The organism is Caballeronia sp. LZ008 (assembly GCF_031451435.1).
In the GTDB taxonomy this organism is placed as follows: Bacteria; Pseudomonadota; Gammaproteobacteria; order Burkholderiales; family Burkholderiaceae; genus Caballeronia; species Caballeronia zhejiangensis.
The window spans coordinates 1,864,453-1,890,831 of sequence record NZ_JARUXK010000001.1; the positions used below are offsets into that span (position 1 = coordinate 1,864,453).

General features: G+C 63.2%; 20 protein-coding genes. 8 read left to right on the forward strand and 12 right to left on the reverse strand.

What is annotated here, in order from left to right; translation table 11 throughout:
• Positions 1 to 31 precede the first annotated feature (31 nt).
• Positions 32 to 475 (reverse strand): hypothetical protein, encoded by a 444-nt coding sequence (locus tag QCE49_RS08725; RefSeq protein ID WP_250458360.1) that lies wholly within the window; start codon positions 473 to 475, stop codon positions 32 to 34.
• A 157-nt stretch (positions 476 to 632) separates the two neighbouring features.
• Positions 633 to 2,261, reverse strand: a complete 1,629-nt coding sequence (locus QCE49_RS08730; RefSeq protein WP_008341939.1) for a methyl-accepting chemotaxis protein — start codon at positions 2,259 to 2,261, stop codon at positions 633 to 635.
• A gap of 344 nt (positions 2,262 to 2,605) precedes the next feature.
• Here QCE49_RS08730 and QCE49_RS08735 point away from each other — a divergent pair, with 344 nt between their 5' ends.
• Positions 2,606 to 3,880 (forward strand): MFS transporter, encoded by a 1,275-nt coding sequence (locus QCE49_RS08735; RefSeq protein ID WP_008341940.1) that lies wholly within the window; start codon positions 2,606 to 2,608, stop codon positions 3,878 to 3,880.
• A gap of 61 nt (positions 3,881 to 3,941) precedes the next feature.
• Here QCE49_RS08735 and QCE49_RS08740 read toward each other — a convergent pair whose 3' ends face one another.
• The 6 genes from QCE49_RS08740 to QCE49_RS08765 form a co-directional block, all read right to left on the reverse strand.
• Entirely contained in the window at positions 3,942 to 5,834 is a 1,893-nt protein-coding gene (locus QCE49_RS08740; RefSeq protein ID WP_034473029.1) for a propionate--CoA ligase, read from the reverse strand.
• A gap of 95 nt (positions 5,835 to 5,929) precedes the next feature.
• The gene (locus QCE49_RS08745; RefSeq protein ID WP_034473027.1) at positions 5,930 to 6,388 is read right to left on the reverse strand and encodes a hypothetical protein; all 459 of its coding nucleotides are present in this window, start codon (positions 6,386 to 6,388) and stop codon (positions 5,930 to 5,932) included.
• Entirely contained in the window at positions 6,385 to 6,669 is a 285-nt protein-coding gene (locus QCE49_RS08750; protein ID WP_250458361.1) for a hypothetical protein, read from the reverse strand. Before QCE49_RS08750 ends, QCE49_RS08745 begins: the two co-directional genes overlap by 4 nt.
• A gap of 131 nt (positions 6,670 to 6,800) precedes the next feature.
• Positions 6,801 to 7,559, reverse strand: a complete 759-nt coding sequence (locus QCE49_RS08755; RefSeq protein WP_250458362.1) for a 5'-methylthioadenosine/adenosylhomocysteine nucleosidase — start codon at positions 7,557 to 7,559, stop codon at positions 6,801 to 6,803.
• Positions 7,556 to 9,922, reverse strand: coding sequence for a UvrD-helicase domain-containing protein (locus QCE49_RS08760; protein ID WP_008341949.1), 2,367 nt, complete (start codon positions 9,920 to 9,922; stop codon positions 7,556 to 7,558). The genes QCE49_RS08755 and QCE49_RS08760 overlap by 4 nt, the downstream gene beginning before the upstream one ends.
• Before the next feature lie 86 nt (positions 9,923 to 10,008).
• Positions 10,009 to 11,217 (reverse strand): hypothetical protein, encoded by a 1,209-nt coding sequence (locus tag QCE49_RS08765; RefSeq protein WP_250458363.1) that lies wholly within the window; start codon positions 11,215 to 11,217, stop codon positions 10,009 to 10,011.
• 215 nt (positions 11,218 to 11,432) lie between these two features.
• On the opposite strand from QCE49_RS08765, the gene QCE49_RS08770 reads away from it, so the two are divergent.
• A complete protein-coding gene (locus tag QCE49_RS08770) occupies positions 11,433 to 14,300 on the forward strand; it encodes a valine--tRNA ligase (protein ID WP_008341952.1) in 2,868 nt (955 codons plus the stop codon).
• A gap of 78 nt (positions 14,301 to 14,378) precedes the next feature.
• Positions 14,379 to 15,260, forward strand: a complete 882-nt coding sequence (galU, locus tag QCE49_RS08775) for a UTP--glucose-1-phosphate uridylyltransferase GalU (RefSeq protein WP_008341953.1) — start codon at positions 14,379 to 14,381, stop codon at positions 15,258 to 15,260.
• 88 nt (positions 15,261 to 15,348) lie between these two features.
• Here the strand turns inward: galU and QCE49_RS08780 are convergent, their stop codons facing one another.
• The 4 genes from QCE49_RS08780 to QCE49_RS08795 form a co-directional block, all read right to left on the reverse strand.
• Positions 15,349 to 15,576 carry a sulfurtransferase TusA family protein gene (locus QCE49_RS08780; RefSeq protein ID WP_008341954.1) on the reverse strand — a complete coding sequence of 76 codons (228 nt, stop codon included), beginning with the start codon at positions 15,574 to 15,576 and terminating at the stop codon, positions 15,349 to 15,351.
• Positions 15,577 to 15,640: 64 nt separating this feature from the next.
• Positions 15,641 to 16,657 (reverse strand): Gfo/Idh/MocA family oxidoreductase, encoded by a 1,017-nt coding sequence (locus QCE49_RS08785; RefSeq protein ID WP_244807450.1) that lies wholly within the window; start codon positions 16,655 to 16,657, stop codon positions 15,641 to 15,643.
• On the reverse strand, positions 16,654 to 17,658 hold the full coding sequence (gene iolG, locus QCE49_RS08790) for an inositol 2-dehydrogenase (RefSeq protein ID WP_008341957.1): 1,005 nt from the start codon (positions 17,656 to 17,658) through the stop codon (positions 16,654 to 16,656). Before iolG ends, QCE49_RS08785 begins: the two co-directional genes overlap by 4 nt.
• Positions 17,648 to 18,526, reverse strand: coding sequence for a MurR/RpiR family transcriptional regulator (locus tag QCE49_RS08795; RefSeq protein WP_008341959.1), 879 nt, complete (start codon positions 18,524 to 18,526; stop codon positions 17,648 to 17,650). Before QCE49_RS08795 ends, iolG begins: the two co-directional genes overlap by 11 nt.
• A gap of 200 nt (positions 18,527 to 18,726) precedes the next feature.
• On the opposite strand from QCE49_RS08795, the gene QCE49_RS08800 reads away from it, so the two are divergent.
• The 5 genes from QCE49_RS08800 (at position 18,727) to iolD (ending at position 25,773) form a co-directional block, all read left to right on the forward strand.
• On the forward strand, positions 18,727 to 19,779 hold the full coding sequence (locus QCE49_RS08800; RefSeq protein WP_008341961.1) for a sugar ABC transporter substrate-binding protein: 1,053 nt from the start codon (positions 18,727 to 18,729) through the stop codon (positions 19,777 to 19,779).
• A 142-nt stretch (positions 19,780 to 19,921) separates the two neighbouring features.
• On the forward strand, positions 19,922 to 21,088 hold the full coding sequence (locus QCE49_RS08805) for an ABC transporter permease (protein WP_034473017.1): 1,167 nt from the start codon (positions 19,922 to 19,924) through the stop codon (positions 21,086 to 21,088).
• Positions 21,089 to 21,102: 14 nt separating this feature from the next.
• Positions 21,103 to 21,888, forward strand: a complete 786-nt coding sequence (locus tag QCE49_RS08810) for an ATP-binding cassette domain-containing protein (RefSeq protein ID WP_008341966.1) — start codon at positions 21,103 to 21,105, stop codon at positions 21,886 to 21,888.
• Between the two features lie 13 nt (positions 21,889 to 21,901).
• Positions 21,902 to 23,893, forward strand: coding sequence for a bifunctional 5-dehydro-2-deoxygluconokinase/5-dehydro-2-deoxyphosphogluconate aldolase (iolC, locus tag QCE49_RS08815; protein WP_309805895.1), 1,992 nt, complete (start codon positions 21,902 to 21,904; stop codon positions 23,891 to 23,893).
• The gene (gene iolD, locus QCE49_RS08820; protein ID WP_250458365.1) at positions 23,890 to 25,773 is read left to right on the forward strand and encodes a 3D-(3,5/4)-trihydroxycyclohexane-1,2-dione acylhydrolase (decyclizing); all 1,884 of its coding nucleotides are present in this window, start codon (positions 23,890 to 23,892) and stop codon (positions 25,771 to 25,773) included. Before iolC ends, iolD begins: the two co-directional genes overlap by 4 nt.
• Positions 25,774 to 26,379 lie beyond the last annotated feature (606 nt).

Here is a 26,379-nt window from a genome sequence, read left to right on the forward strand (position 1 = left end):
TCCTTCTTGCGCGCAGACCCCTTCCTCCGCCTTATTCCCGCTTCAGAATCGCCACGGCCTGCTCGCCGTATCGCACGATATAGCCGCCGTGCGCGCGCTGCCATTCGCGTGCTTCCGATTCGTTCGCAAACCAGTTCTTCTCGTAGTCGTTGAACGCGCCGGCGTCGAGCCGATAGCGGTCGATCGCCGCGTCCGGCTGTTCGTCGATGTGGGATTTGCACGCGTCCCAGCCTGGGTAGCCGAGTTCGACGGCGAGCATCGAAAGCAGATGCTTCAGTTGCAGATCGTCGCGCATCGCGTGCAGATCGGCGAGGCGTTCCGCGCGCGTGACGTTCGCCGCGAGCAGGCGGCGCAGAACGGGCATCGACGCGCTCGTATCGCCGTCGCGGGCGTGACGAAGCAGACGCCGCGCATGTTCGCGCAGATAGTCGCTATTGGAAACGGAAGAAGAGATCGGACAGGATGTAGACCACATGACGTTGTTCCTTTGTTGCGCCGTTCTCGCTGCGGCTATAAAGGTTCGACGTTGCGGTTCGATCCAAAGTTGAGGTGCTGCACGGCAGGTGCGTAAGACTTTCGCGAGACCGGGCGCCCTGCCGCGCCCGTCCGCGATTCTATCCTCAAGCCTTGCGTCAGGCCAACTGGAATTTTCCGACGAGCGACTTGAGCGCGCGCGCCTGATCGTCGAGCGATTGCGCGGCGGCCGCCGCCTGTTCGACGAGCGCGGCGTTCTGCTGCGTGTTCGCGTCCATCTTCGTGACGGCCTCGCCGATCGACTCGATGCCCGTCTTCTGCTCCGCCGATGCCGCCGAGATCTCGCCCATGATGTCCGTCACGCGGCGCACGGCCTTGACGACTTCCTCCATCGTGGCGCCCGCTTCCTGCGCGTAGGTCGAGCCGTCCGACACGCGCGACACCGATGTATCGATGAGCCCTTTGATCTCCTTCGCCGCCGACGACGAACGCTGCGCGAGACTGCGCACCTCGCCCGCGACGACCGCGAAGCCGCGTCCCTGCTCGCCCGCGCGCGCCGCTTCGACCGCCGCGTTCAGCGCGAGGATGTTGGTCTGGAACGCGATGCCCTCGATCACGCCGATGATGTCGCCGATGCTCTTCGCGCTCGCATCGATGCGCTGCATCGTTTCGACGACGCGGCCCACGACCGCGCCGCCCTTCTCCGCGATCTCCGACGCGCTCGCCGCGAGCGTGCTCGCCTGCTTCGCATTGTCGGCGTTCTGACGCACCGTCGACGTGAGCTGCTCCATGCTGGCCGCGGTTTTTTCCAGCGCGACGGCCTGCTCCTCGGTACGGCGCGACAAGTCGACGTTGCCCGTTGAAATCTCGCTCGATGCCGAAGCGATCGCCTCCGCGCTCGCCGCGATATCGCCGACGGTCGACGACAGTCCCGCCTGCATTTCGGAGAGCGCGTGAAGCATCGACGCGTCGTCGCGACGCTTGAGCTTGACCGGATACGCGAGATCGCCCGATGCGATGCGACGCGCGATGTCCTTCGCATAACCGGGCTCGCCGCCGAGCTGGCCGGCGAGACGCCGCACGACCCATTCGGAGACGACGATCGCGAGCGCGAACAACGCGAGCGTCAGCACCGACACCATCACGAACGACGAATGGAAGATGAACGCGGCGGATTCGATCGTCGCCTTGGCTGCGGCGCCGCGGCGCGCGACGAGTTCATCGACCATCTTTTCGAGCTTGCCCGTTTCGACGAGCAGCGACACGTCCTGCATGCCGACTTGCCAGTTCATCTGCGAGAGATCGAGCGGTTGCTCCTTCACGAGCTTCACGAACGTCCGCAGATTCTCGGCCCACTTGCCGAGCGCGATCGAGAAGTTCTTTTGCTGCGCGAGCGCGTCCTTGTCGGCGTGATCGATGTATTGCGCGAGCTGCGCCTGTTCACGTCCGATTTCGGCGAGCGATTGCTCGATCTGCGCGCCGAGATCGTCGCGCTCTTTCGCCGTGCTCGCGGTGAGCAGCATCTTCTGCGACCGGCTCGCGCGCAGCAGATAGCCGCGCGTTTCCTCGGCCGCGCGGCTCGCGACGTAGCCTTGCGTGTAGATGGATTCGGTCGCGCCGTTCAGACGGCTGATCTGCGTGAGCGAAATTGCGCCGATGACGAGCGTGCCCGCGAGCACGAGTCCGAAAGCCAGCCTGAGCGATGCCTTGACTGATAGCGTGCGCTTCGCTTCGTCATGCGCCATGAAGCCCGCGTCTTTTGCGCCGCGTAGCGAAAACAGTTTCATCGATCGAATCCCCGAATTTGTTCTTTGGACTTGGCCGTCGTGAGGCGTGTCCTGGTCTGATCCCTGCCGGGAATACGGCAGGTTTGCGGGCTTTCTTGAGCCTTTTTTTAGCAGGAGCGCACGTTCGTTCGCTCCGCCGTCGCTTCTTATAACCGGCCAAAAAACCTTGCGTGCGACGAAATCGCAGCTTGATTCGCTGCCGATCCTGTCCGATTCGCGACAAAGCTTGGCAGGACAACGCGTCGGGGACAGCCTACACTTGTCAGAAATTCAGTCTGCGCATAAATGTCGCACTGACAAAAGATCGATTCCGAGACGCTTTCCTGCTTTCACAAGCCATCACTATGCAAACGAGCATCGACAAGGGCGCTTTGTCGCCTTCCGGCGCATCGGCCGGCGCTTCCGCCAACGCTTCTGCAAACGCTTCCGCCGCGACATCAGCGGGCGCGCAACGCACCGTTTATTCCGTTCTGGGCGCGATCAGCTTTTCGCACCTTTTGAACGACATGATCCAGTCGCTGATTCTGGCGATCTATCCAATGTTCAAGAGCGAATTCGCGCTCACGTTCGGACAGATCGGCCTCATCACGCTCGTGTATCAGGTGACGGCTTCGCTGCTGCAACCGCTCGTCGGCCTGTACACGGACAAGCATCCGAAGCCGTATTCGCTTCCGGTCGGCATGGGCTTCACGCTGTCGGGTCTCTTGCTGATGTCGGTCGCGGGCAGCTTCGGCACGCTCTTGATCGCGGCGGCGCTGGTCGGCTGCGGATCGTCGGTGTTTCATCCGGAATCGTCGCGGGTGGCGCGCATGGCGTCGGGCGGCAAGCACGGTCTCGCGCAGTCGCTCTTTCAGGTCGGCGGCAACGCGGGTTCGTCGTTGGGTCCCTTGCTCGCCGCGCTGATCGTCATCCCGCACGGGCAAAAGAGCATCGCGTGGTTCTCGGTGGCCGCGCTCGTCGCGATGTTCGTGCTGGCGAATATCGGCCGCTGGTACAAGCGTCATCCGGCGACGAAGAAGGGCCGCGCGCAGACCGCGCACGCGACGCTGCCGCGCAACAAGGTCGTCATGGCGATGAGCGTGCTCGTGCTGCTCGTGTTCTCGAAGTACTTCTATCTGGCGAGCATCACGAGTTACTTCACGTTCTATCTGATCAGCAAGTTCGGCATCTCGGTGCAGGCCGCGCAGATCCATCTGTTCGTGTTCCTCGCGGCGGTGGCGGCGGGCACGATCATCGGCGGTCCGGTCGGCGACAAGGTCGGGCGCAAGGCGGTGATCTGGGTGTCGATTCTCGGCGTCGCGCCGTTCACGCTCTTGATGCCTTACGCGAACCTGTTCTGGACGGGCGTGCTGTCGGTGATCATCGGGCTCGTGCTGGCATCGGCGTTCTCGGCGATTCTCGTGTATGCGCAGGAACTGATTCCGGGCAAGGTCGGGATGGTCGCGGGCTTGTTCTTCGGATTCGCGTTCGGCATGGGCGGCGTGGGCGCGGCGGTGCTCGGGCATCTCGCGGATGCGACCAGCATCGATTATGTGTACAAGGTTTGCGCGTTCCTGCCGTTGCTGGGCGTGTTGACGGTGTTGTTGCCGAAGACGCATGAGGGGAAGGCGAAGGCCTGAGCGCACGCGATGACGATCACAACGGGCACGCCGGACCGCGTGCCCGTTGTGTTTTGGGCGCTCAGTTTCCCAACGCCTCCCTCACCTGCATCAACGCGCCCGGATCCTCGATCGTCGGCAGCTCGCCCGGATCGCGCCCTTCCGCCAACGCCGCGATCGCGCGTCGCAGCAGCTTCCCCGAACGCGTCTTCGGCAGCATCGTCACGAAATGCACGCGCGCCGGACGCGCGATCGCGCCGAGCTGCGAATCCACCGCGTGACACAACTCCGCTTCCATGCCCTCGCGCGCGCCCGGCGCATTGATGCGATCCGCATCGCGCAGCACGACGAACGCCGCGGCCGCCTGCCCCTTCACGGAATCGGCGATGCCGACCACCGCGACCTCCGCGACCGCCGGATGCGCCGACAACGCCTCTTCGATCTCGCGCGTGCCGAGCCGATGCCCCGCCACGTTGATGACATCGTCGGTGCGGCCGAGGATCGACACGTAGCCGTCCTCGTCCTGCACACCCCAGTCGAAGGTCGAATAGACCATCTGATTCGGCACGCTCTTCCAGTACGTGTCGACGAAGCGCTGGTCGTCGCGCCACACCGTCTGCATGCAGCCCGGCGGCAGCGGATACGCCAGCGTGACGACGCCCTTCTCGCCGGGCGCGCAGGCATCGCCGGTCGCTTCGTTGCGCAGCGTGAGATTGAAGCCCATCGACGGTACGCCCGGCGAGCCGAGCTTCGACGGCAATTCTTCGATGCCGCGCGGAATCGCGATCATCGGCCAGCCGGTTTCCGTCTGCCAGTAATTGTCGATGACGGGCTTTTTCAACGCGCTCTGGATCCAGTGCGCAGTCGGCTCGTCGAGCGGCTCGCCCGCGAGAAACAGCGTGCGCAGGCTCGACAGATCGTATTTCTCCATCAGCGCCGGATCCTGCTTCTTCAGCACGCGGATCGCGGTCGGCGCGGTGAACATCAGATTGATCTTGTACTGCTGGACGAGCCGCCACCAGATGCCGCCGTCGGGACGAATCGGCGTGCCTTCGTACATCACGGTCGTGAGGCCGGCGATCAGCGGCGCATAAATGATGTAGCTGTGCCCCACGACCCAGCCGATGTCCGATGCGGTGAACATCGTGTCGCCCGGCGCGCCCTGAAAGATGTGCTCCATCGATGCGGCGAGCGCGACCGCGTAACCGCCGACATCGCGTTGCACGCCCTTCGGCCTGCCCGTCGTGCCGGACGTGTAGAGCACGTACGACGGCTCGTTCGATTCGAGCCATTCGCACGGCACGTGCGCGTCGAAAAATTGCTCGCGCAGCGGTTCGTACGCGACGAGATAACTCGCCTGCAAGCGCTCGGGCGCGAGTTGCCGGTCGATCAAGAGCACTTGCGGCACCTTGTATTCGGCGCGCGAGAGCGCTTCGTCGACGAGCGGCGTGTAGTCGATCACCTTGCCCGCGCGCGCGCCGGCATCGGCGGTGACGATGAGCGCAGGCTCGGCATCGTCGATGCGCGCCGCGAGATTCGGCGCCGCGAAGCCGCCGAACACGACCGAGTGGATCGCGCCGATGCGCGCGCACGCGAGCATCGCGAAGAGCGCTTCGGGAATCATCGGCAGATAGATGAGCACGCGATCGCCCTTCTTCACGTGCAGCGAGCGCATGACGGCTGCCATGCGGTTCACTTCCGCGTGCAGCTCGGCGTAGGTGTAGCGGCGCTCGATGCCCGTTTCCGTCGATACGTAGACGAGCGCGTCCTGTTGCGCACGCGACGCGAGATGCCGGTCGACGGCGTTATGGCACAGATTGGTCTTGCCGCCGACGAACCACCGCGCGAACGGCGGCTTGCTGCGGTCGAGCACCCGCTCGAACGGCGTCTGCCAGTGAATGCGACGGGCCTGTTCGGCCCAGAACGCTTCGGGCTCGTCGATCGACCGTCGATACGCTTCTCGGTAAGTCGGCATGCGCGTCCTCTGCAAAGCGGCGTTGGCTGAGCCCTGAGCATAGAGCAGCCGTCCAACCCGCGCCAGACCGGGCGCGCCCTGATCGATCCGGCGCGTCAGAGCGCCCGGGTTCGGGCTGAGGCGCGGCCCTCGGACGCGGTGTGCTTGAGCAGCACCGGCGCAAGCTCGCCCGCGACGCGCATGCTCGACACGACGACCGTTCGTACGCCGCATCCGTCCGTCAATGCGCGCAGCGTTTCTCGCGTGCTCGCGCGCGCCTCGATGCGCGGTTCGATCAGGATCAGGCCGCGGCAGTACGCGGCCAGCATCGCGCGATGCGTGCGCATCCACGCGGCGCGCAGACGGGCGTCGTCGGCGGTTTCGTTTGCGTCGTGCTCGGCCACGAGAACGAAAGGCGTCGCGAGGGACACGAGACGGCGCATCTGCGCGCCCCATGCGAACGCATAGCCCGGTTTCACGGCGCGCGGACGCAGGCGCACGAGCGGGAATCGGCTCGCGTCGAAAAGACGCTCGTCGAGTTCGATGGATTTCGGTGCGAGGTCGGCGGCGTTCACAGCGGTTTCGGACTCCAGTGGTTGAGCGCGGCGACGAGCGACGGCCAGCGGGAACGCCGCGGCACCACGCGTTTCTTGGGCTGCGTGGCGCGTGGCGCGCGGCGAGCCAACTCCTGCGCCGCCTGCGCCGCCTGCGCCGTCGCCTCCGTCCACGCGCGGCGCGTGGTTTCGAGCACCTTCGCGGCGTTCGCCGAAACAGCGCAACGCTCGCCCCGCTCGCCGCTTTCGGACGCCGGGCGCGCTTCGCCCATCGTGCCGATGGCGGTGAAATCGTTGGTCATGTCGTCGGGCCTCCTGTGTCTGCCTCACGGTGTGCGAGTCATTGTATTGAGAATCATTCTCAACTACAAGCAGGATTTTCGACGATGCGCGGCCCGTGGAAAGCCGCGTCCGCGTGGGATTCGGCGCTCGATCAGCCGGCAGCGCGGAGAAAGCGCGACAAAATGCCCGACGAGTAAGTCGCGGCGATCGACGTCAGAAATTCGGTGAACGATAGCGGCGCGGCGGCGTCCGCCGCATCGGAAATGGTCCGCACGACCGCGCACGGCACGCCGTGCTCGTAGCAGACCTGCGCGATGGCCGCGCCTTCCATTTCGACCGCGAGCGCGTCGGGCAGCGCGTCGCGCAAGCCGAAGAGCGCGTCGTGGCTCGCGATGAAGCGATCGCCGCTCACGATCAGCCCGCGATGCACGCGCGGCCCGGCGACGGCGAAGCGCTCCGTCAGCGTACCGCCCTCGTCGGCGATGAACGCATCGGCGGCTGCGGCGAGCGCATCGGAAAGCGCGCGATCGGCGTCGAAGCGCGCGCGGTCGAGCAGCGGCACTTCGTAGCGCGGAAAGAGCGGCGATGCGTCGAGATCATGCTGCAGCAAAGCATCGGCGATGACGACATCGCCCACTTGCACGTCCGCCCGCACGCCGCCCGCGACGCCTGTGAAGACGATCGCGTCGGTTTCGAACACATGGATGAGCGCGCTCGCGGTCGCGGCCGCCGCCACCTTGCCGATGCGCGCGAGCGTGACGACGGCCGGCAGCCCATGCGCGTCGCCGACGTAATACTCGCGCTGGCCGAGCGTCACGGTGCGAACTTCGCCTGCCGAGCGCATCTGCGCGATGAGGTCACCCAGTTCCTGCGGCAGCGCCGCCATGATGCCGAGCCGCTTCGTCTTCATTCGACGGCCTGCAGTTTCGCCACGGCCAGCGCGAGCCACTTTTCGCCGTGGCGCTTGAAGCGCACTTGCGCGCGCGCGTCGCCGCCCGAGCCTTCCAGCGCGGTCACGGTGCCTTCGCCGAACTTCGTATGGAACACGGCCTGGCCGACCTTGAAGCCGGATTCCGCCGCGCGCTGCTCGTTGGCGAACGACGGCAATGCCGCGCTGGCGCCCTGATCCCGCGCATAGCCGGAAGAACCGCCGCGCTCCTGTCCGGGACGCGCAAACCAGTCGCGGCCCCAGCCGGCGTTGTCGGCGCGTCCGCCCCAGCGCGCGCCCGCCTCCATCTTCGGCGTGAGCCACTTGAGCGAGCCTTCGGGCAATTCGTCGAAGAAACGCGAACGGATGTTGTAGCGCGTCTGGCCGTGCAGCATGCGGCTCTGCGCGAACGACAGATAAAGCCGCTCTTTCGCGCGCGTGATCGCCACGTACATGAGACGCCGCTCTTCCTCCAGCCCGTCCGATTCCTGCGCGCTGTTCTCGTGCGGGAACAAGCCCTCTTCCAGCCCGGTGATGAACACCGCCGTGAATTCGAGGCCCTTGGCCGCGTGCACGGTCATCAGTTGCACGGCGTCCTGGCCGGCCTGCGCCTGGTTGTCGCCGGCTTCGAGCGATGCGTGCGACAGGAAGCCGGCGAGCGGCGTCATCGTGTCGGGATTCTGCGCGGGATCGGCGATGCCGGGCGCATCGAGCACTTCGATCTCGCCGTCCTCGCTGACGATCTCCGGCAGCGCCGACGCGCCCGGACGCAGCGGAATGGAGCGCGCGGGCGTATCGAGCCCGTAGCCTTCCTCGCTGACGAACGCCGCCGCCGCATTCACGAGTTCCTGCAAATTCTCGAGCCGATCCTGGCCCTCTCGCTCGGTTTCGTAGAACGCGGCGAGACCGCTCGCGCGCACGACGTATTCGACGGTTTCCGGCAGGCTCATCTGCTGCGTTTCGGCGCGCATTTTCGCGATGAGCGTCGCGAATGCGCCGAGGCTCGTGCCCGCCTTGCCGGTGACGTACGGCACGGCGGCGGCCATCGAACAGTTGTAGAGACGCGCCGCGTCGGCCACTTGCTCGATGGAGCGCGCACCGATCCCGCGCGTCGGGAAATTGACGACGCGCGCGAACGCGGTGTCGTCGTTCGGATTGTCGATGAGACGCAAATACGCGAGCGCATGCTTCACTTCCTGCCGCTCGAAGAAGCGCAGACCGCCATACACGCGATACGGAATGCCCGCGTTCACGAGCGTATGTTCGATGGTCCGCGACTGCGCGTTGCTGCGATAAAGCACCGCGACCTCGCCGCGCGACACGCCCGTATTGATGAGCGCCTTGATTTCCTCGACGATCCAGCCCGCTTCCTGCGAATCCGTTGCGGCCTCGTAGACGCGCACCGGCTCGCCGTGTCCCGCGTCGGTGCGCAGATTCTTGCCGAGCCGGTTGGCGTTGTTGGCGATCAGATAGTTCGCGGTATCGAGAATATGGCCGTGCGAGCGATAGTTCTGCTCCAGCTTGATGAGATTGCGCACGCGGAATTCGCGCTCGAAATCGTGCATGTTGCCGACGTTCGCGCCGCGGAACGCGTAGATCGACTGGTCGTCGTCGCCGACCGCGAAGATCGCGTTGTGCTCGCCCGCGAGCAGCTTGAGCCACGCGTACTGCAGCTTGTTCGTGTCCTGAAACTCGTCGACGAGAATGTTGCGAAAGCGCGCCTGATAATGCGCGCGCAGCGGCGGATTGTGCGCGAGGAGTTCATAACAGCGCAGCAGCAGCTCGGGAAAATCGACGACGCCTTCGCGCTGGCATTGCTGATCGTAGGCTTCGTAAAGCTCGACGAACTTGCGATTGAACGCATCGGTGGCGTCGACGTCTTTCGGACGCAGGCCCTGCTCCTTCGCGTTGTTGATGAAGTACTGCAGATTCTTCGCCGGATACTTCTCGTCGTCGACGTTCAGGCCTTTCATCAGCCGCTTGATCGCGGACAGCTGGTCGGCCGTGTCGAGAATCTGGAATGTCTGCGGCAGGCCGGCGTCGCGGTAATGCGCGCGCAGCATGCGGTTGCACAAGCCGTGAAACGTGCCGATCCACATGCCGCGCGTATCGATGGGCAGCAGCGCGGACAGGCGCGCCATCATCTCGCGCGCGGCCTTGTTCGTGAAGGTGACGGCGAGCACGGTCGGCGGCGACGCGTAGCCCTGCTGGATCAGCCACGCGATGCGCGTGATGAGCACGCGCGTCTTGCCGCTGCCGGCGCCCGCGAGAATGAGCGCGGGCTCGTCCGGGAGCGTCACGGCGGCGAGTTGTTCGGGATTCAGATTCGCGAGCAGGTCGGGCATGGGAAAGAGGCGTCGAGGTAAGCGAGCATTATAAATGTCCGGTTCTTCGACGACTTTCCGCGTCGCCCATCGCAGCCGACACTCGATTACGGCGCAGACGGCCTACTTTCCATGGATTGTTGCATTTTCTGGGCCGCGTCCGCGCCTAGCGTATTTCGCACACGTCCGTTCACAAGCGTGTTCAGAAATTTGTCATCGAAGCCATTCGCCACTTTCCAGGCGTCCCGATCCCGCTCGAACACGAATTCGCCCTTGAGCTGCACGTATGGCATCGCACCGATAACGCTCAACAGATCGTCCTTATAGTCGACCAAAACCGGACATGCGTAGGAATGGTCATCGATCCTGCGGCAATCCGCTGCCGGAAGCACGCCGATGACCCTCGCTTCCATCGTCCTCGGCACATCTTCCCCGTACACCGGTTTGTGATACGACGGCGACCGTCTGCCCACGCGATCGTCGATTCCCTTGATTCCCGCGATGACCGCTGCGCGAATCGCGTCGCGGCCGAGCGGGGCGCCCAGCGCCTTGTTCAGCCCGGCCTCGTTGTAGCGCGCGGCGACGTATTCGTACGGATAGGTGTGCACTTCGAACTCACCATTCTTTTCCCTGGGCCGGATCACGTAGCCTATGGGGCTCGTCGCCTCCCCCGCTTTGATGACCGCTGTGCAACCGCGCGATCTGTCGCCATCGTCGTAGCCCACTTCCTGGAAATCCGAAAATCGTGGCGTCAAATCGCGGTCATCGTTCAGCGACAGGCCCGGACGCTTCGTGGCGAGATCGGTCTTCGATTGGACGCCGATCCGGAACAGCGCGTCCTTCGTGCTGGTTGCCGCGCAGGATGGCGTGCTTGCCGACCAGAGGGTGTAGGCCCCGACCGCCGCGAAGATCACGCAAAACGCCGATGCGCATCCGATCATGCGACGTTTCACCTTCTTGCGCGTGCGCGCGGCGAACGCCGCGAATGGCGCCCGGAAACGCGGGTCGATCTGCCCGACGACCGACTCGTACTGCAACAAGTCCTCGGGCGCCTTGTCCGTCTCCAGCGTTTCCACGAAACGGACCGCCGCCGCTTCCGCCGCTTGCTCATCCAGGAAACCTTCTTGAATGAGCCAGTCGAGCATCGCGCGCGAGGAATCGAAGCGCAGGTCGATCTCCGACATCTGGTCCATCGACTCTAGCACCCGCAGGGCCGTTTTATCGTCGATATAGCCGCAACTATTCAACGCTGCCAAAGTCTGCAAGCGGACCATGCCCGCGACGCTAACCTTCTGACACTCCTGATCTGTGGTCATCTCGCCCCTTTCTCTTGCGCCACTCGTGCCGGATGCACGCGTGCGAATCCGCCAGCGTAGAACCATGGCTTTTTGCGATACAGGGACAGAGCGCGCTTTTGACAATTACTTCCAGATATCGCTCTTACGGGGCACTCGGGCACCGTACGAGTAGGCCACGTGGGCACCGCTATAATTGACGGATTCCCTGCTTTCAGATCTAGACGAACGACGACATGAGCGACAACACACTGGCAAAAAGCTTCGAGCCTCAAAACATCGAGTCCCAATGGGGCCCGGAATGGGAAAAGCGCGGATACGCCGCTCCCACGTTCAAGGAAGGCGCGAAGAATTTCTCCATCCAGTTGCCGCCGCCGAACGTCACCGGCACGCTGCACATGGGGCACGCGTTCAACCAGACCATCATGGATGGCCTGACGCGCTATCACCGCATGCTGGGCGAAAACACGCTGTGGGTGCCGGGCACGGACCACGCGGGCATCGCGACGCAGATCGTCGTCGAACGCCAGCTCGATGCGCAAGGCATCTCGCGCCATGACCTCGGCCGCGAAGAGTTTCTGAAGCGCGTCTGGGCGTGGAAGCAGCAATCCGGCTCGACCATCACGAATCAGGTTCGGCGTCTGGGCGCATCGATCGACTGGTCGCGCGAATACTTCACGATGGACGACAAGATGTCGGCCGCCGTGCGCGACGTGTTCGTCACGCTCTATAAACAAGGGCTGATCTATCGCGGCAAGCGGCTCGTGAACTGGGACCCGGTGCTCGGCACCGCCGTGTCCGATCTCGAAGTCGTGAGCGAAGAAGAAAACGGCAGCCTGTGGCACATCAACTATCCGCTGCCGGACGGTTCCGGTCATCTGACGGTCGCGACCACGCGCCCGGAAACCATGCTGGGCGACACCGCCGTGATGGTGCATCCGGAAGACGAGCGTTATCAGCATCTGATCGGCAAGACGGTGACGTTGCCGCTATGCGATCGCGAAATCCCGATCATCGCGGATGAATACGTCGATCGCGAATTCGGCACCGGCGTCGTCAAAGTCACGCCCGCGCACGACTTCAACGACTACGCCGTCGGCCAGCGCCACAAGCTGCCGCAGATCGAAATTCTCACGCTCGACGCGAAGATCAACGACAACGCGCCTGAAAAATATCGCGGCATGGATCGCTTCGACGCGCGCAAAGCCGTCGTGAAAGATCTCGAAGCGCTCGGCCTGCTCGAATCCGTCAAGCCGCACAAGCTGATGGTGCCGCGCGGCGACCGCACCAACGTGGTCATCGAACCGATGCTGACGGACCAGTGGTTCGTCGCCATGAGCAAGCCGGCGCCCGAAGGCACGTTCAATCCGGGCAAGTCGATCACGGAAACGTCGCTCGATGTCGTGCGCAACGGCCAGATCAAGTTCGTGCCGGAGAACTGGACGACCACCTACTATCAGTGGCTCGAAAACATCCAGGACTGGTGCATTTCGCGCCAGTTGTGGTGGGGCCATCAGATTCCCGCGTGGTACGGCGAGAACGGCGAGATTTTCGTCGCGAAGACCGAAGAAGAAGCCCGCGCCGAAGCCGACGCGCAAGGCTACAAAGGCGCACTCAAGCGCGATGAAGACGTGCTCGACACCTGGTTCTCGTCCGCGCTCGTGCCGTTTTCGTCGCTCGGCTGGCCGAACGAGACGAAGGAACTGAAGGCGTTCCTGCCGTCGTCGGTGCTCGTGACAGGCTTCGACATCATCTTCTTCTGGGTCGCCAGAATGGTGATGATGACCACGCATTTCACCGGCAAGGTGCCGTTCGACACCGTCTATGTGCACGGACTCGTGCGCGACGCCGAAGGCCAGAAGATGTCGAAGAGCAAGGGCAACACGCTCGACCCGATCGATATCGTCGATGGCATCGACCTCGAATCGCTCGTCGCCAAGCGCACGACCGGCCTCATGAATCCGAAGGCCGCCGCGCAGATCGAGAAGAAGACGCGCAAGGAATTCCCCGAAGGCATTCCGTCGTTCGGCACCGACGCGCTGCGCTTCACGATGGCCTCGATGGCCACCCTCGGCCGCAACGTGAACTTCGATCTCGCGCGCTGCGAGGGTTATCGCAACTTCTGCAACAAGCTCTGGAACGCCACGCGTTTCGTGCTGATGAACTGCGAGGGCCACGATTGCGGTTTTGCGAATCCGGGCGCGTGCAAGCCAGGCGATTGCGGCCCTGGCGGCTACACGGATTACTCGCAGGCGGATCGCTGGATCGTGTCGCTGCTTCAGCGCGTGGAAGCCGAAGTGGAAAAGGGTTTCGCGGACTATCGTTTCGACAACGTCGCGAGCGCGATCTACAAATTCGTGTGGGACGAGTACTGCGACTGGTATCTCGAACTCGCGAAGGTGCAGATCCAGACCGGCACGCCCGAGCAGCAGAGGGCGACGCGTCGCACGCTCTTGCGTGTGCTCGAAACGGTGCTGCGCCTCGCGCATCCGATCATTCCTTTCATCACGGAAGCGTTGTGGCAGAAGGTTGCCCCTCTCACCGACGCCTTCCCGCAAGGCGCGAAGGAAGGCGAAGTCTCGATCATGACGCAGCCTTATCCGCGCGCCGAGCAGAAAAAGATCGATGAATCGTCAGAACAGTGGGCTGCCGAACTGAAGAGTGTCATCGATGCATGTCGTAATCTACGTGGCGAAATGAATCTGTCGCCCGCGGTGAAGGTGCCGTTGCTCGCGCACGGCGACGCGGCGCGCCTCACCGCGTTCGCACCGTATATCGCTGCCCTCGCGCGTCTTTCCGAAGTGAAGATCATCGACGACGAAGCCGCCCTCGACAAGGAAGCTCATGGCGCGCCCGTCGCGATCGTCGGCACGAGCAAGCTCGTGTTGAAAGTCGAAATCGATATCGCCGCGGAACGCGAGCGCCTGACCAAGGAAGTGGACCGTCTGACGGCCGAGATCGCAAAATGTAACGCGAAACTCGGAAACGAAAGCTTTGTTTCAAAAGCGCCGGCCGCTGTCGTTGAACAGGAGCGTAAAAGGCTGGCAGAATACGGAACCACTATCGAGAAGCTTCAGGCCCAATTATTGCGTCTGCCTGCTTGAATTTGAGGGTTCGAATCATTTATCGATCCGCTCCGTCTGTCTCGACGTTTCATTGATTAAGAGGATCAGGGTCATCACATGCTAAAAGTTACCAAAGCGGTTTTCCCCGTCGCAGGTCTGGGCACGCGGTTCCTTCCCGCGACCAAGGCCAGCCCGAAGGAAATGCTGCCTGTCGTCGACAAGCCGCTGATTCAGTACGCGGTCGAAGAAGCAATGGCGGCCGGCATTACCGAAATGATCTTCGTGACGGGACGCAGCAAGCGCGCCATCGAAGATCACTTCGACAAGTCCTATGAGATCGAAGCGGAACTCGAAGCGCGCGGCAAGGACAAGCTGCTCGAACTCGTGCGCAGCATCAAGCCGAGCCATGTCGACTGCTTCTACGTGCGTCAGGCCGAAGCGCTCGGTCTCGGCCACGCTGTGCTCTGCGCGGAGAAGCTCGTCGGCGACAATCCGTTCGCCGTGATCCTCGCGGACGACTTGCTGTACGGCAAGCCGCCCGTCATGTCGCAGATGATCGAAGTCTTCGATCACTATCACAGCTCGGTGATCGGCGTCGAAGAAATCCCGCCGGAGGATTCGAAGTCCTACGGCATCATCGACGGCAAGGAATGGGAAGACAACATCTTCAAGCTGTCGGGAATCGTCGAAAAGCCGGAACCCGCCGTGGCGCCGTCGAACCTGGGCGTAGTCGGCCGGTACGTGCTGAAGCCGCGCATCTTCGATCACATTCGCGCGCTGAAGCCGGGCGCGGGCGGAGAACTGCAACTGACGGACGCGATTCAATCGCTGCTGTCGGATGAGCAAGTGCTCGCGTACAAGTATCAGGGCACGCGCTTCGATTGCGGCAGCAAGCTCGGCTATCTGAAGGCGACGGTCGAGTTCGCGCTGCGTCATCCGGAAGTGAAGCAGGAATTCGAGGAATATCTGCGCAATCGCGCGCCGATTCTCGAAGACTGACTTTCTGGCCGGATCTGCTGAAAAAAATGCCCGTCACCTCCGTGACGGGCATTTTGCTTTTGGGCGTTTGCTCGTGCGTTCGTTGGCTTCAACGCCGGCGCATCAGGAAGATGAACGTCTTGTCCTGTGCGGTCGATTCGACGATCTCGTTGCCGGTCTGCTTCGCGAAGGCCGCGAAATCGCGTTGCGATCCCGGATCGGTCGCGAGCACTTTCAAAATCTGACCGCTCGTCATGTCGGCGAGCGCCTTCTTTGCCCGCAAAATCGGCAACGGGCAGTTGAGCCCGCGCGCGTCGACTTCCTTGTGAACTTCCATCGCGATTGAACCTTTGTTTGCCGGTGAGGGGAGCGCTCGTGAAGGTTCGATTTTAACGCAGAGGTCAAAACTCCACCGCCCGCCCACTCTCATAGGCCTGCCGCATCGCAATACCAATGCGCGTCGCCTCTCTTGCATCGTCGAGCGTCAGCCCCGTCGGCTGCCCTTGCCGAAGCAACCCGACGAACGCCTGCGCCTCGCGCAAAAACGCATCCTCGAAGCGCTCGAAGAACGTCGGCGTGCAGGCATTGCGCACGCCCTGCGCATCCGCGATTTCCACGCGATTCGCCCGCGGATTGCGTCCCACCGACAGCGCGCCCGCCGTGCCGATCACTTCCGTCTGCGTGTCGTGCCCATGCGCCATCGTCCGCGACGCATACAGCACCGCGAGCCGTCCGTCATCGAACTCGATCGTGCCCACGCCATTGTCGATGTCATTGCACTCGCGCAAGCCTTCGTGAATCGCGATGGTTCCGCTCGCATACACGCGTTTCGCGCGCGGATTGCCGAGCAGCCAGCGCGCAAGATCGATGTCGTGCACGCTGCAATCGAGAAACAGCCCGCCCGATGTCGGCGCGAATCGCACGAAGAAGCCATCGGGATCGTTCTTGTCGCAGGTCTGCGAGCGCACCATGAACGGCCGGCCGATCGCGCCGCTCGCGACGCGATCGAACGCATCGCGATAGCTCGCATCGAAGCGCCGCACGAAGCCGATCATCACATGCAGATGCGGATGCCGCGCGTGCTCTTCGATCACCGCGTCGCATTCGGCGAGATCGAGCGACAGCGGCTTCTCGCAGAACACATGCTTGCCCGCGCGCAACGCGGCGATGATCTGCCGCGCATGCAGCGACGTCGGCGTGACGAGCCACACGGCATCGACGGAGGCATCGGCGAGCAGTTCATCGTAATCCGCATAAAGCGACAACTCGGGAAGACTCGACGAAGCCCACTCGCGCTCGTCCACAACCGGACTGCACGCCGCGACGAGTTTCGCGCCCGGCACGCGCCACGCGAGATTCTCAGCATGCCGGCGCCCGAGCCGCCCCAGTCCGGCGATACCGAAGCGCACCGCGCTCATGCGACGTTCTCCCCGAGCTTGACGATGCGCTTCTCGCGCCACGACAAGGTCGCCGCTTCGGCGAGTTCGAGCGCCTTGAGGCCATCGGCGACGGTGGTTCGCACCGGTTTGCCGTTGCTGACCGCATCGAAGAAATGCGCGATTTCCGCCGCATACGCCGCGCGATAACGTTCGAGAAAGAACGCCTCGGGCTTGTCGCTCGACACCGACGCCGACGTGTACGCGGTGACTTCCGTCGGCCGCACATTGCCCGCCTGCAGCATGCCCGCGCTGCCGAGCAGCTCGAAGCGCTGATCGTAGCCATACGCCGCGCGCCGCGCCGTATTGATCTGGCACAGACGCCCGCGCTTCGTGCGGATCGTGACCGCGGTCGAATCGATATCGCCCGCTTCGGCGATGGCCGCATCGCTCAAGCAACTGCCCGTCGCGTGCAGCGTGTCGGCTTCGTCGTCGAGAATCCAGCGGAAGATGTCGAAGTCGTGAATCAGCATGTCCTTGAAGATGCCGCCCGAATGCAAGATGTACTCGACCGGCGGCGCGCCCGGATCGCGGCTCGTCACGATCAGCATTTCCGGATCGCCGATCTCGCCCGCGTCGATACGCGCCTTCAACGCCGAGAACGTCGGATCGAAGCGACGCTGAAAGCCGATCATGCAGACGACGCCCGCCTTCTCGACAGCATCGGCGCACGCGCGCGCACGCTCGGTCGTGAGATCGACGGGCTTCTCGCAGAACACATGCTTCTTCTGCGCCGCCGACGCCAGAATCAGATCCGCGTGCGTATCCGTGCTCGAACACACGACGGTCGCGCCGACGGAGGCATCGCCCATCGCGCCATCGACATCGGCGACGGTCGCGCCATGCGCTTTCGCGAGCGCGGCGGCCGCGTCGCGATTCACATCGACGACGTATTTCAGACGCACGCCCGGTTGCCGCGCGAGATTGGCCGCGTGAATCTTGCCGATGCGCCCCGCCCCAAACACCGCCACATCAATCGTCATAGCCACCTGTCTCCTTGGATTCCTCAACGTTCAACTCGAGCCGGTACGCGAGCGCGATGAACAACGCCTGGCACAGGCAAATGGTGCTCGTGAGCGAGCGAAACGCGAACGCGCTGCCCTCCTTCACGAACAGACTCGCGCTCGCGTGACGCGCGAGCGGCGAAAGCTGGCTATCGGTGATGACGAGCGTCGCCGCGCCGTGATGCTGCGCGGCGCGCACGCAATATTGCGTCTCCTTGCCGTAGGGCGCGAAGCTGATCGCGATCACCACGTCTCCCTTCTTCACGCTGCGCACCTGTTCGCGAAACATGCCGCCGAAGCCCGAGATCAGATGCACGCGCTTCTTCGTGTGCTGCAATGCATAGACGATGTAGCTCGCGACCGCGAACGACCGGCGCACGCCGATCACGTAGATGTTCTCCGCCTGCGAAAGCATCTCGACGGCGGCTTCGAACTGCGCGTCGTCGAGACCGGCTTCGAGCTCGTCGAGACCCGTGCGGCTCGCCGCGATGAACTCGCGCGCGACCGACACGCCGGACGCATCGCCCGCCTTCTCGTCGATGAGCTTGCGTATGCGCTGCTGATACGTCTGCTGCGAACCGCCCGCGCCCGTGTACGCCTGCCGGAACACGGCCTGCAAGTCGGAGAAACCGGAGAAACCGAAGCGCTGCGCAAACCGCACGACCGCCGACGCATGCACGCCGCACGCGTTGGCGATATCGCTCGTGCGATCCATCATCACGCTTGGCCGATGCTGCTCGATATACGTCGCGACGCTCTTCAACTGGCGCGGCAGCGAGTCGTAGGCGTCGGTGATCCGCTGCATCAGTTCGTCGACGCTTTGCACGTCGGTGCTGGTCTCATCCATCACAGGCTCTTTCGATGTTCGTCGTGAACCGATTATAGGAACACGGCAAGCAAATTGGAATGTATTTTCCATTTGCCGCACCAATGAAATTTCTATTGCAGGCCACCGAAAACTGACCTACTCTTGGTCCTGAGCACGGCACATCGAAGGGTCGGCTCGCGAAACATCACACCAAACAACAACCGAGATAGGTGGAGACAATGACCATTTGCAACGGTCGGGCCGCGCTGCGCGCGCTGGTGGCTGCTGCTGCGTTGTGCAGCGCATCGATGATGGCGGCGAGTCCCGCACACGCGGCGCCCGACGCGAAGTTCGTGCTGATCAGCCACGCGCCGGACTCGGATTCCTGGTGGAACACCATCAAGAACGCGATCAAGCAGGCCGACGAAGACTTCAACGTGCAGACGGACTACCGCAATCCGCCGAACGGCGACATCGCGGACATGTCGCGCCTGATCGAGCAGGCCGCCGCGCGCAACTACGATGGCGTCATCACGACCATCGCCGATTTCGATGTGCTGAAGAGCGCCATCAACAAGGTCACGGCGAAGAAGATTCCGCTCGTCACGATCAACTCGGGCACCGAGGAACAGAGCGCGCAACTGGGCGCGATCATGCACGTCGGCCAGCCGGAATATGTGGCGGGCAAGGCGGCCGGCGAGAAGGCGAAGGCCGCGGGCGTGAAGTCGTTCGTCTGCGTGAATCACATCGCGACGAACACGGTGTCGTTCGATCGCTGCAAGGGCTTCGCGGACGCACTCGGCATCGACTACAAGGCATCGACGATCGATTCGGGACAAGACCCGACCGAGATCCAGTCGAAGGTATCGGCGTATCTGCGCAATCATCCGGATACGGGCGCGATCCTCACGCTCGGACCGACGCCCGCATCCGCGACGCTCAAGGCCGTCACGCAAATGGGCCTGCAAAACAAGGTGTATTTCGTGACTTTCGACTTCTCGGACGACATCGCGAAGGCCATCAAGGACGGCACGATCAAGTTCGCGATCGATCAGCAGCCGTATCTGCAAGGCTATATCCCGGTGGCCGTGCTCGCGATCGTGAAGAAGGAACATACGACCGATCCGGCGAAGATCCGTCAGCTTCTCGAAGCCAATCCGAAGTTCAAGGCGCGCCTCGAAACCTACGGATTGCAGCCGTCGTACGGACCGAAGAACATTCGTTCGGGCCCGGGTTTCATCACCAAAGAAAATCTCGACAAGGTCGTGAAGTACGCGGGTCAATATCGTTGATCCCGGCGTGACCTGATTCGGGCGGCGCTTCGCGCACCGCCCGCTTTTATCGACGTTCAGCGCGCCTTGCTGCGTCCGTTCGCGGACGCGGCGGCGACGCGCGCATCGGTACCGCATCGACATCGAGTCTCAAGGAGCCATCATGGGCGTAGCCGGCAAACACTACCCTCCTCACGTGAACCGTCAGCAGGACAACGCTGAAACACCTGACCAGGCCAAGCCCTCGGATGAGCGCGTACGCCACACGTCGTGGTTCGGTCATTTGCTGAATCGCCCGGAGTTCGCGGCCATTTCCGGCACCGTGCTCGTCTTCATCGTGTTCGGCTTCGGCGCGGGATCGTCGGGCATGTTCAACCTCGACGGCGTGATGAACTGGTCGCAAGTGGCCGCCTATCTCGGCCTGCTCGCGGTCGGCGCGTGTCTGCTCATGATCGCGGGCGAGTTCGACTTGTCCATCGGCTCGATGATCGGCTTCGCTGGCATGATGGTCGCGTTGCCGGCGGTCTATTTTCATTGGCCGCTATCCCTTTCGATTCTCTTCGCGTTCGTCATGTCGATGCTGCTCGGCGCATTGAATGGCTATCTCGTCATGCGCACGCGCCTGCCGTCGTTCATCGTCACGCTCGCGTTCCTGTTCATTCTGCGCGGCCTCACGCTCGCGCTGTCGATCATGTTCGCGGACCGCACCATCATCTCGGGCGTCGGCGATCTCGCCCAGGCCGATCCCATCGCCGACACGCTCTTTCATGGCGTCGCGTTTCACGGCCTGTTCAACTGGCTCGCGCACATGGGCATCGGCAAGCTGCTCGACAGCGGCCAGCCGCTCGTGCCGGGCATTCCGAAAGTCATCATCTGGTGGCTCGCGCTCGCGGCGGTCGGCGCGTTCGTGCTCGCCAAGACGCGCTACGGCAACTGGATTCTCGCGGTCGGCGGCGATGCGAATGCCGCGAAGAACGTCGGCGTGCCGGTGAAGCGCGTGAAGATATCGCTCTTCGTGCTCACCGCGTTCTGCTCGTGCCTCTTCGCCGTGCTGCAAGTGTGCGATATCGGCTCGGCGGCGGCGGATCGCGGCTTGCAGAAGGAATTCGAAGCGATCATCGCGGCGGTCATCGGCGGCACCTTGCTGACGGGCGGTTACGGATCGGTCGTCGGCGCATGTTTCGGTGCCCTGATCTTCGGTGTCGTGCAGATCGGCATCACTTATACGAACGTGAGCTCGGACTGGTTCCGCGTATTCCTTGGCGTGATGCTGCTCATCGCCGTGCTCTTCAATCACTACGTGCGCCGCCGCGTGTCCCAGGCTCAATGAGAGGAGCAACGATCATGCAAGACGACAACATCCTCGCGCTCGAAAACGTCAGCAAGTTCTTCGGCAAGGTGATCGCGCTGAACGGCGTCACGTTGCGGCTCAAACGCGGTGAAGTGCATTGTCTGCTCGGCGATAACGGCGCCGGCAAATCGACACTCATCAAGACGCTCGCAGGCGTGCATCAGCCCTCTTCCGGCGACTATCTCGTCGATGGCAACCCCGTGCATTTCGACTCGCCGAAAGAAGCGCTCGATCTCGGTATCGCGACCGTGTATCAGGATCTCGCGCTCGTGCCGTTGCTATCGGTGGCGCGCAACTTCTTCATGGGACGCGAGCCGCAAAAGAAGCGCTTCGGCATCAGCGTGATGGACCTCGACCTCGCCGCCGAAACGTCGCGCGCCAAGCTCGCCGAAATGGGCATCAATGTGCGCGATCCGCATCAGCCGATCGGCACGATGTCCGGCGGCGAGAAGCAATGTCTCGCGATTGCCCGCGCGATTCACTTCGGCGCGCGCGTGCTGATCCTCGACGAACCGACCGCCGCGCTCGGCGTGAAGCAGAGCTTCAATGTGTTGAAGCTCATCCACAAGGCGCGCGAAAAAGGCATCTCGGTGATCTTCATCACGCACAACGTTCACCATGCCTATCCGATCGGCGATTCGTTCACGCTGCTCAATCGCGGCCGCTCGATGGGCACGTTCACCAAGGACAACATCAGCAAGAACGAAGTGCTCGACATGATGGCGGGCGGCGCAGAAATGCAGCAGATGATGACCGAACTCGAAGGCGCGACGATCTGAGGACATTGAATCCATGCCAACGCAAAATCCCTCTCGCTTCGCGCGGGATCGCACGCGCGATATCGTGTGTCTCGGCCGCCTCGCCGTCGATCTCTATGCGCAGAATGTCGGCGCGCGGCTCGAAGATGTATCGACGTTCGCGAAGTATCTCGGCGGCTCGTCGGCGAACATCGCGTTCGGCTGCGCGCGGCTCGGGCTGAATGCGTCGATGCTCGCGCGCGTCGGCAACGATCACATGGGGCGCTTTCTCACGGAGACGCTCGAACGCGAAGGCTGCGATGTGAGTCACGTTCGCATCGATCGTGACCGGCTCACCGCGCTCGTGCTGCTCGGCCTCGAAGACCGCGACACGTTTCCGCTCGTGTTCTATCGCGAGAACTGCGCGGACATGGCCGTCGACGAACACGATTTCGATGAAGCGTATATCGCGTCATCGAAGGCGCTGCTCATTACGGGCACGCACTTCTCGACGGAACAGGTGAACCGCACGAGCCGTCGCGCGCTCGACTACGCGCGAAGCAACGACGTCCGCACGATTCTCGACATCGACTATCGGCCTGTCTTGTGGGGTCTCACGGGCAAGGCGGATGGCGAGACGCGCTTCATCGCGAATGAAGGCGTCACTGCGCATTTGCAGCGCATTCTGCCGTTGATCGATCTCGTCATCGGCACGGAAGAAGAGTTTCGCATCGCGGGCGGCAAGGACCGTCTGATCGATGCGCTCGCGATGGTCCGTAAGGTCACGAGCGCGACGCTCGTCGTGAAGCGCGGGCCGCTCGGCTGTTCGATCATCGAAGGCGCGGTGCCGTCGTCCATCGACGATGCGCCGGTTCATGGCGGCGTCGAAGTGGAAGTGCTCAACGTGCTCGGCGCCGGCGACGCGTTCGCTTCAGGCTTCTTGTCGGGATGGCTGCGCGACGAGCCGCTCGATGCCTGCGCGCGAACGGCCAATGCATGCGGCGCGCTCGTCGTGTCGCGTCACGGCTGCGCGCCCGCGATGCCCACGCCCGCCGAGCTCGATTACTTTCTCGCCGCGGCGAAGGAAGACCCCGCGCGCATGCGCCGCCCCGATCGCGATGCAAAGCTCGCGCGTCTGCATCGCGTGAGTCCCAAGCGCAAGCAATGGGACGAAGTGCTCGGCTTCGCGTTCGATCATCGCAATCAGTTCTTCGATCTCGCGCAGCAAACGGGCGCGAGCGAAGCGCGCATCTCGACGTTGAAAAACCTGTTCGTCGAAGCCGTTGCACAGACGGAGAAAGAACTCGCGCTCGAAGGACGCATTGGCGTGCTGATCGACGATCGCTACGGGCAAGATGCGTTGAACGCGGCGACGGGACGCGGCTGGTGGATCGGCCGGCCGGTCGAATTGCCCGGCTCGATGCCGCTCGAATTCGATCATGGCCGCTCCATCGGCACGACGCTCGTGCAGTGGCCGCGCGAGCAGGTCGCGAAGTGTCTCGTGCAATATCACCCCGATCATCCGCATGACGTGCGTCTCGAACAGGAAGCGCAGTTGCGCGCGCTCTACGATGCCGTTCAGGAAAGCGGCAACGAACTGCTGCTCGAAGTGATCGTGCCGAAGAACGGGCCACCGATTGAAGACGACACGGTGCATCGTGCGTTGAAGCGTCTCTACAACCTCGGCATCTATCCGGAATGGTGGAAGCTCGAACCGATGAGCGCGAAGCAATGGCAAGCCATCGATGCGCTGATTGCGCAGCGCGATCCGTATTGCCGTGGCGTCGTGTTGCTGGGATTGTCGGCGGGCGTCGATCAGTTGCGTGAAGGCTTCGCAGCGGCGGCATCCTCGAAGACGTGCAAGGGCTTCACCGTCGGGCGCACGATTTTTCATGAGCCGAGTCATGCGTGGCTCGCCAATGAGATCGACGACCGCGAATTGATCGCGCGCGTGCGACGCACGTTCGAAGCGCTGATCGATGCATGGCGCGAGGCGCGTTCGTCTTCGGGCGCAGAACTTCGAGTGACACAGGAGCAAGCCGCATGAACCAGCGTGCAACGCAATCGGAGACTGCAGTGAGTTCGACCATTCGACTGACCGCCGCGCAAGCGCTCGTGCGCTATCTCGCGGCGCTTCGCACCGAACACGGCGAGCCGCTTTTCGGCGGCGTGTTCGCGATCTTCGGGCATGGCAATGTCGCGGGTATGGGCGAGGCGTTGTATCGGCATCGCGATGAATTGCCGACGTATCGCGCGCACAACGAGCAGGCGATGGCGCATGGCGCGATCGCGTATGCGAAGGCGCATATGCGGCGGCGCATGATGGCGGTGACGACGTCGATCGGTCCGGGCGCGACCAATCTCGTGACGGCGGCCGCGCTCGCGCATGTGAACCGCTTGCCGGTACTGCTGTTGCCCGGCGATATCTTCGTGTCGCGCGCGCCCGATCCGGTGTTGCAGCAAGTGGAGGATGGTCACGATGGCGGCGTCTCCGCTAACGATGCGTTGAAGGCGGTATCGCGTTACTTCGATCGCATCGTGCATCCCGCGCAATTGTTGAGCGCATTGCCGCGCGCGATACGCGTGCTCACCGATGCGGCGCAATGCGGCCCGGTCACGCTCGCGTTGCCGCAGGACGTGCAGGCGATGGCGTACGACTACCCTGCTTCGTTCTTCGAGCCGCGCGTCGTCGAGTTTCATGCGCCGGCACCGATTCCGCGCGAGATCGAACGCGCCGCCGCGATGCTGCGTGAAGCGCGCGAGCCGTTGATCGTATCGGGTGGCGGCGTGCTGTACGGGCTCGCGACCGATGCGTTGCGCACGTTCGCGCACAGGCATGGCGTGCCCGTCGCGGAGACGCAGGCGGGCAAAGGCGCGCTGGCCTGGGACGATGCGTTGAACGTCGGCGGTATCGGCGTGACGGGCGGCACCGCTGCGAACGAACTCGCGCATGCGAGCGATTGCGTGCTTGCTATCGGCACGCGTCTGCAGGATTTCACGACCGGATCGAACACGCTATTCACGCAGGCGCGGCTTGTCGCGGTCAATGCGAATCCGTTCGATGCGCTCAAGCAGAACGCGCTCGCCGTGCAGGCGGATGCGCGTGCCGCGCTGGAAGCGTTGTCCGAAGCGCTCGGCGACTGGCACGCATCGCCGCAATGGACGACGCGCGCGCATCGGCTTGCGAATGAGTGGCGCGAGACCGTGGCGCATGTGACGAACACGCCCGTCGCGGATGGCAAGCTGCCGCGCGAAGCCGATGTGATCGGCGCGGTGCAGCGCTCGGACGATGCTTCTTCAGCCAACGATATCGTCGTGTGTGCTGCGGGCACTTTGCCCGCGGATTTGCAGAAGCTCTGGCGCACCAGCGCGCCGGGCGGTTATCACGTCGAATACGGCTATTCGTGCATGGGCTATGAAGTCGCGGGCGGACTGGGCGTGAAGCTCGCGCGGCCCGAGCGCGAAGTGATCGTGATTGTCGGCGACGGCTCGTATCTGATGATGAATAGCGAGCTCGCTACGTCGGTGATGCTCGGCGCGAAGTTGATCGTGGTGTTGCTCGACAATCGCGGGTTCGGGTGCATCAATCGCTTGCAGCAGGCTTGTGGCGGGGCGCCGTTCAACAATCTCATCGATGATTGCAAGCAGGGCGCGCTTGGGGCGCCGGAGATCGATTTCGCGATGCATGCGCGGTCGCTCGGGGCTTTGGCGGAGCATGTTTCCAGCATCGATGAGCTTATCGTCGCGATGAAGCGCGCGCGGGCGGCGGATCGCAGTTATCTCATCTCTATCGATACGGATCCTTCGAGGACTACCGAGGAAGGTGGATGGTGGTGGGAAGTCGCCGTTCCTGAAGTGTCGGATCGCGCGGCTGTCGTCGTTGCGCGTGAGGCCTATGAGCAGGCCGTCAAAGCTCGTAGTGTTTGATTGAGCTTCTATGGAAGCCTGTGATCGCGTCGGTCTATTGGCGTTGCCCCTGTGCGGGGCGGCAGTCACTTTCTTTGCTGCTGCAAAGAAAGTGACCAAAGAAAGCAGCTCGTCACGGCCCGCGGTCACACGCAATTTGGGTAGTTCTCTCGTCCCAGGCGGCACTCGCCTAAAGAGTGCCCTCAAACACCTAATCGGGCTTGGCTCGCGCACGGTCCGCCGCCCGAAAACGCTGAGGACACTGGTTCAGCACGAAAGAGCTTCGGCACAGCGCTGCGCGCTGCCGCCGGGTCTGCAAGGGAAACCCAAGGGCGGCGATTGCAGTGAGATGGAGACGTTAGTAGAGAAGCACGCGCGGACCCGCTTGACCGGTCGGCCGCGCAGCGGGCTGGAGCTATTTGGTGCTGAACCAGTTTGGTGTGTGGTGCGATGTGGCAGACCGTGCGCGATCCAAGCCCGAATAGGCCGATGAGGGCACTCTTTAGGCAGCCCACGAACGACGAGAGGACTACCCAAATTGCGTGTGACCGCGGGCGTATCGGAAGCTGCTTTCTTTGGTTACTTGTATATTGAATCTGGCGTCCGGAAGCTGATCTCTCCCGTTCG

Bases quoted from the DNA above. Each gene is read 5' to 3' on its own strand.
- QCE49_RS08760 (WP_008341949.1), bottom strand. From the start codon at position 9,922: ATGCCCGACCTGCTCGCGAATCTGAATCCCGAACAACTCGCCGCCGTG.
- QCE49_RS08795 (WP_008341959.1), bottom strand. From the start codon at position 18,526: ATGGATGAGACCAGCACCGACGTGCAAAGCGTCGACGAACTGATGCAG.
- QCE49_RS08735 (WP_008341940.1), top strand. From the start codon at position 2,606: ATGCAAACGAGCATCGACAAGGGCGCTTTGTCGCCTTCCGGCGCATCG.
- galU (WP_008341953.1), top strand. From the start codon at position 14,379: ATGCTAAAAGTTACCAAAGCGGTTTTCCCCGTCGCAGGTCTGGGCACG.
- QCE49_RS08780 (WP_008341954.1), bottom strand. From the start codon at position 15,576: ATGGAAGTTCACAAGGAAGTCGACGCGCGCGGGCTCAACTGCCCGTTG.
- iolC (WP_309805895.1), top strand. From the start codon at position 21,902: ATGCCAACGCAAAATCCCTCTCGCTTCGCGCGGGATCGCACGCGCGAT.
- iolG (WP_008341957.1), bottom strand. From the start codon at position 17,658: ATGACGATTGATGTGGCGGTGTTTGGGGCGGGGCGCATCGGCAAGATT.
- QCE49_RS08805 (WP_034473017.1), top strand. From the start codon at position 19,922: ATGGGCGTAGCCGGCAAACACTACCCTCCTCACGTGAACCGTCAGCAG.
- QCE49_RS08730 (WP_008341939.1), bottom strand. From the start codon at position 2,261: ATGAAACTGTTTTCGCTACGCGGCGCAAAAGACGCGGGCTTCATGGCG.
- QCE49_RS08755 (WP_250458362.1), bottom strand. From the start codon at position 7,559: ATGAAGACGAAGCGGCTCGGCATCATGGCGGCGCTGCCGCAGGAACTG.
- QCE49_RS08810 (WP_008341966.1), top strand. From the start codon at position 21,103: ATGCAAGACGACAACATCCTCGCGCTCGAAAACGTCAGCAAGTTCTTC.
- QCE49_RS08750 (WP_250458361.1), bottom strand. From the start codon at position 6,669: ATGACCAACGATTTCACCGCCATCGGCACGATGGGCGAAGCGCGCCCG.
- iolD (WP_250458365.1), top strand. From the start codon at position 23,890: ATGAACCAGCGTGCAACGCAATCGGAGACTGCAGTGAGTTCGACCATT.
- QCE49_RS08800 (WP_008341961.1), top strand. From the start codon at position 18,727: ATGACCATTTGCAACGGTCGGGCCGCGCTGCGCGCGCTGGTGGCTGCT.
- QCE49_RS08725 (WP_250458360.1), bottom strand. From the start codon at position 475: ATGTGGTCTACATCCTGTCCGATCTCTTCTTCCGTTTCCAATAGCGAC.
- QCE49_RS08740 (WP_034473029.1), bottom strand. From the start codon at position 5,834: ATGCCGACTTACCGAGAAGCGTATCGACGGTCGATCGACGAGCCCGAA.
- QCE49_RS08770 (WP_008341952.1), top strand. From the start codon at position 11,433: ATGAGCGACAACACACTGGCAAAAAGCTTCGAGCCTCAAAACATCGAG.
- QCE49_RS08785 (WP_244807450.1), bottom strand. From the start codon at position 16,657: ATGAGCGCGGTGCGCTTCGGTATCGCCGGACTGGGGCGGCTCGGGCGC.
- QCE49_RS08765 (WP_250458363.1), bottom strand. From the start codon at position 11,217: ATGACCACAGATCAGGAGTGTCAGAAGGTTAGCGTCGCGGGCATGGTC.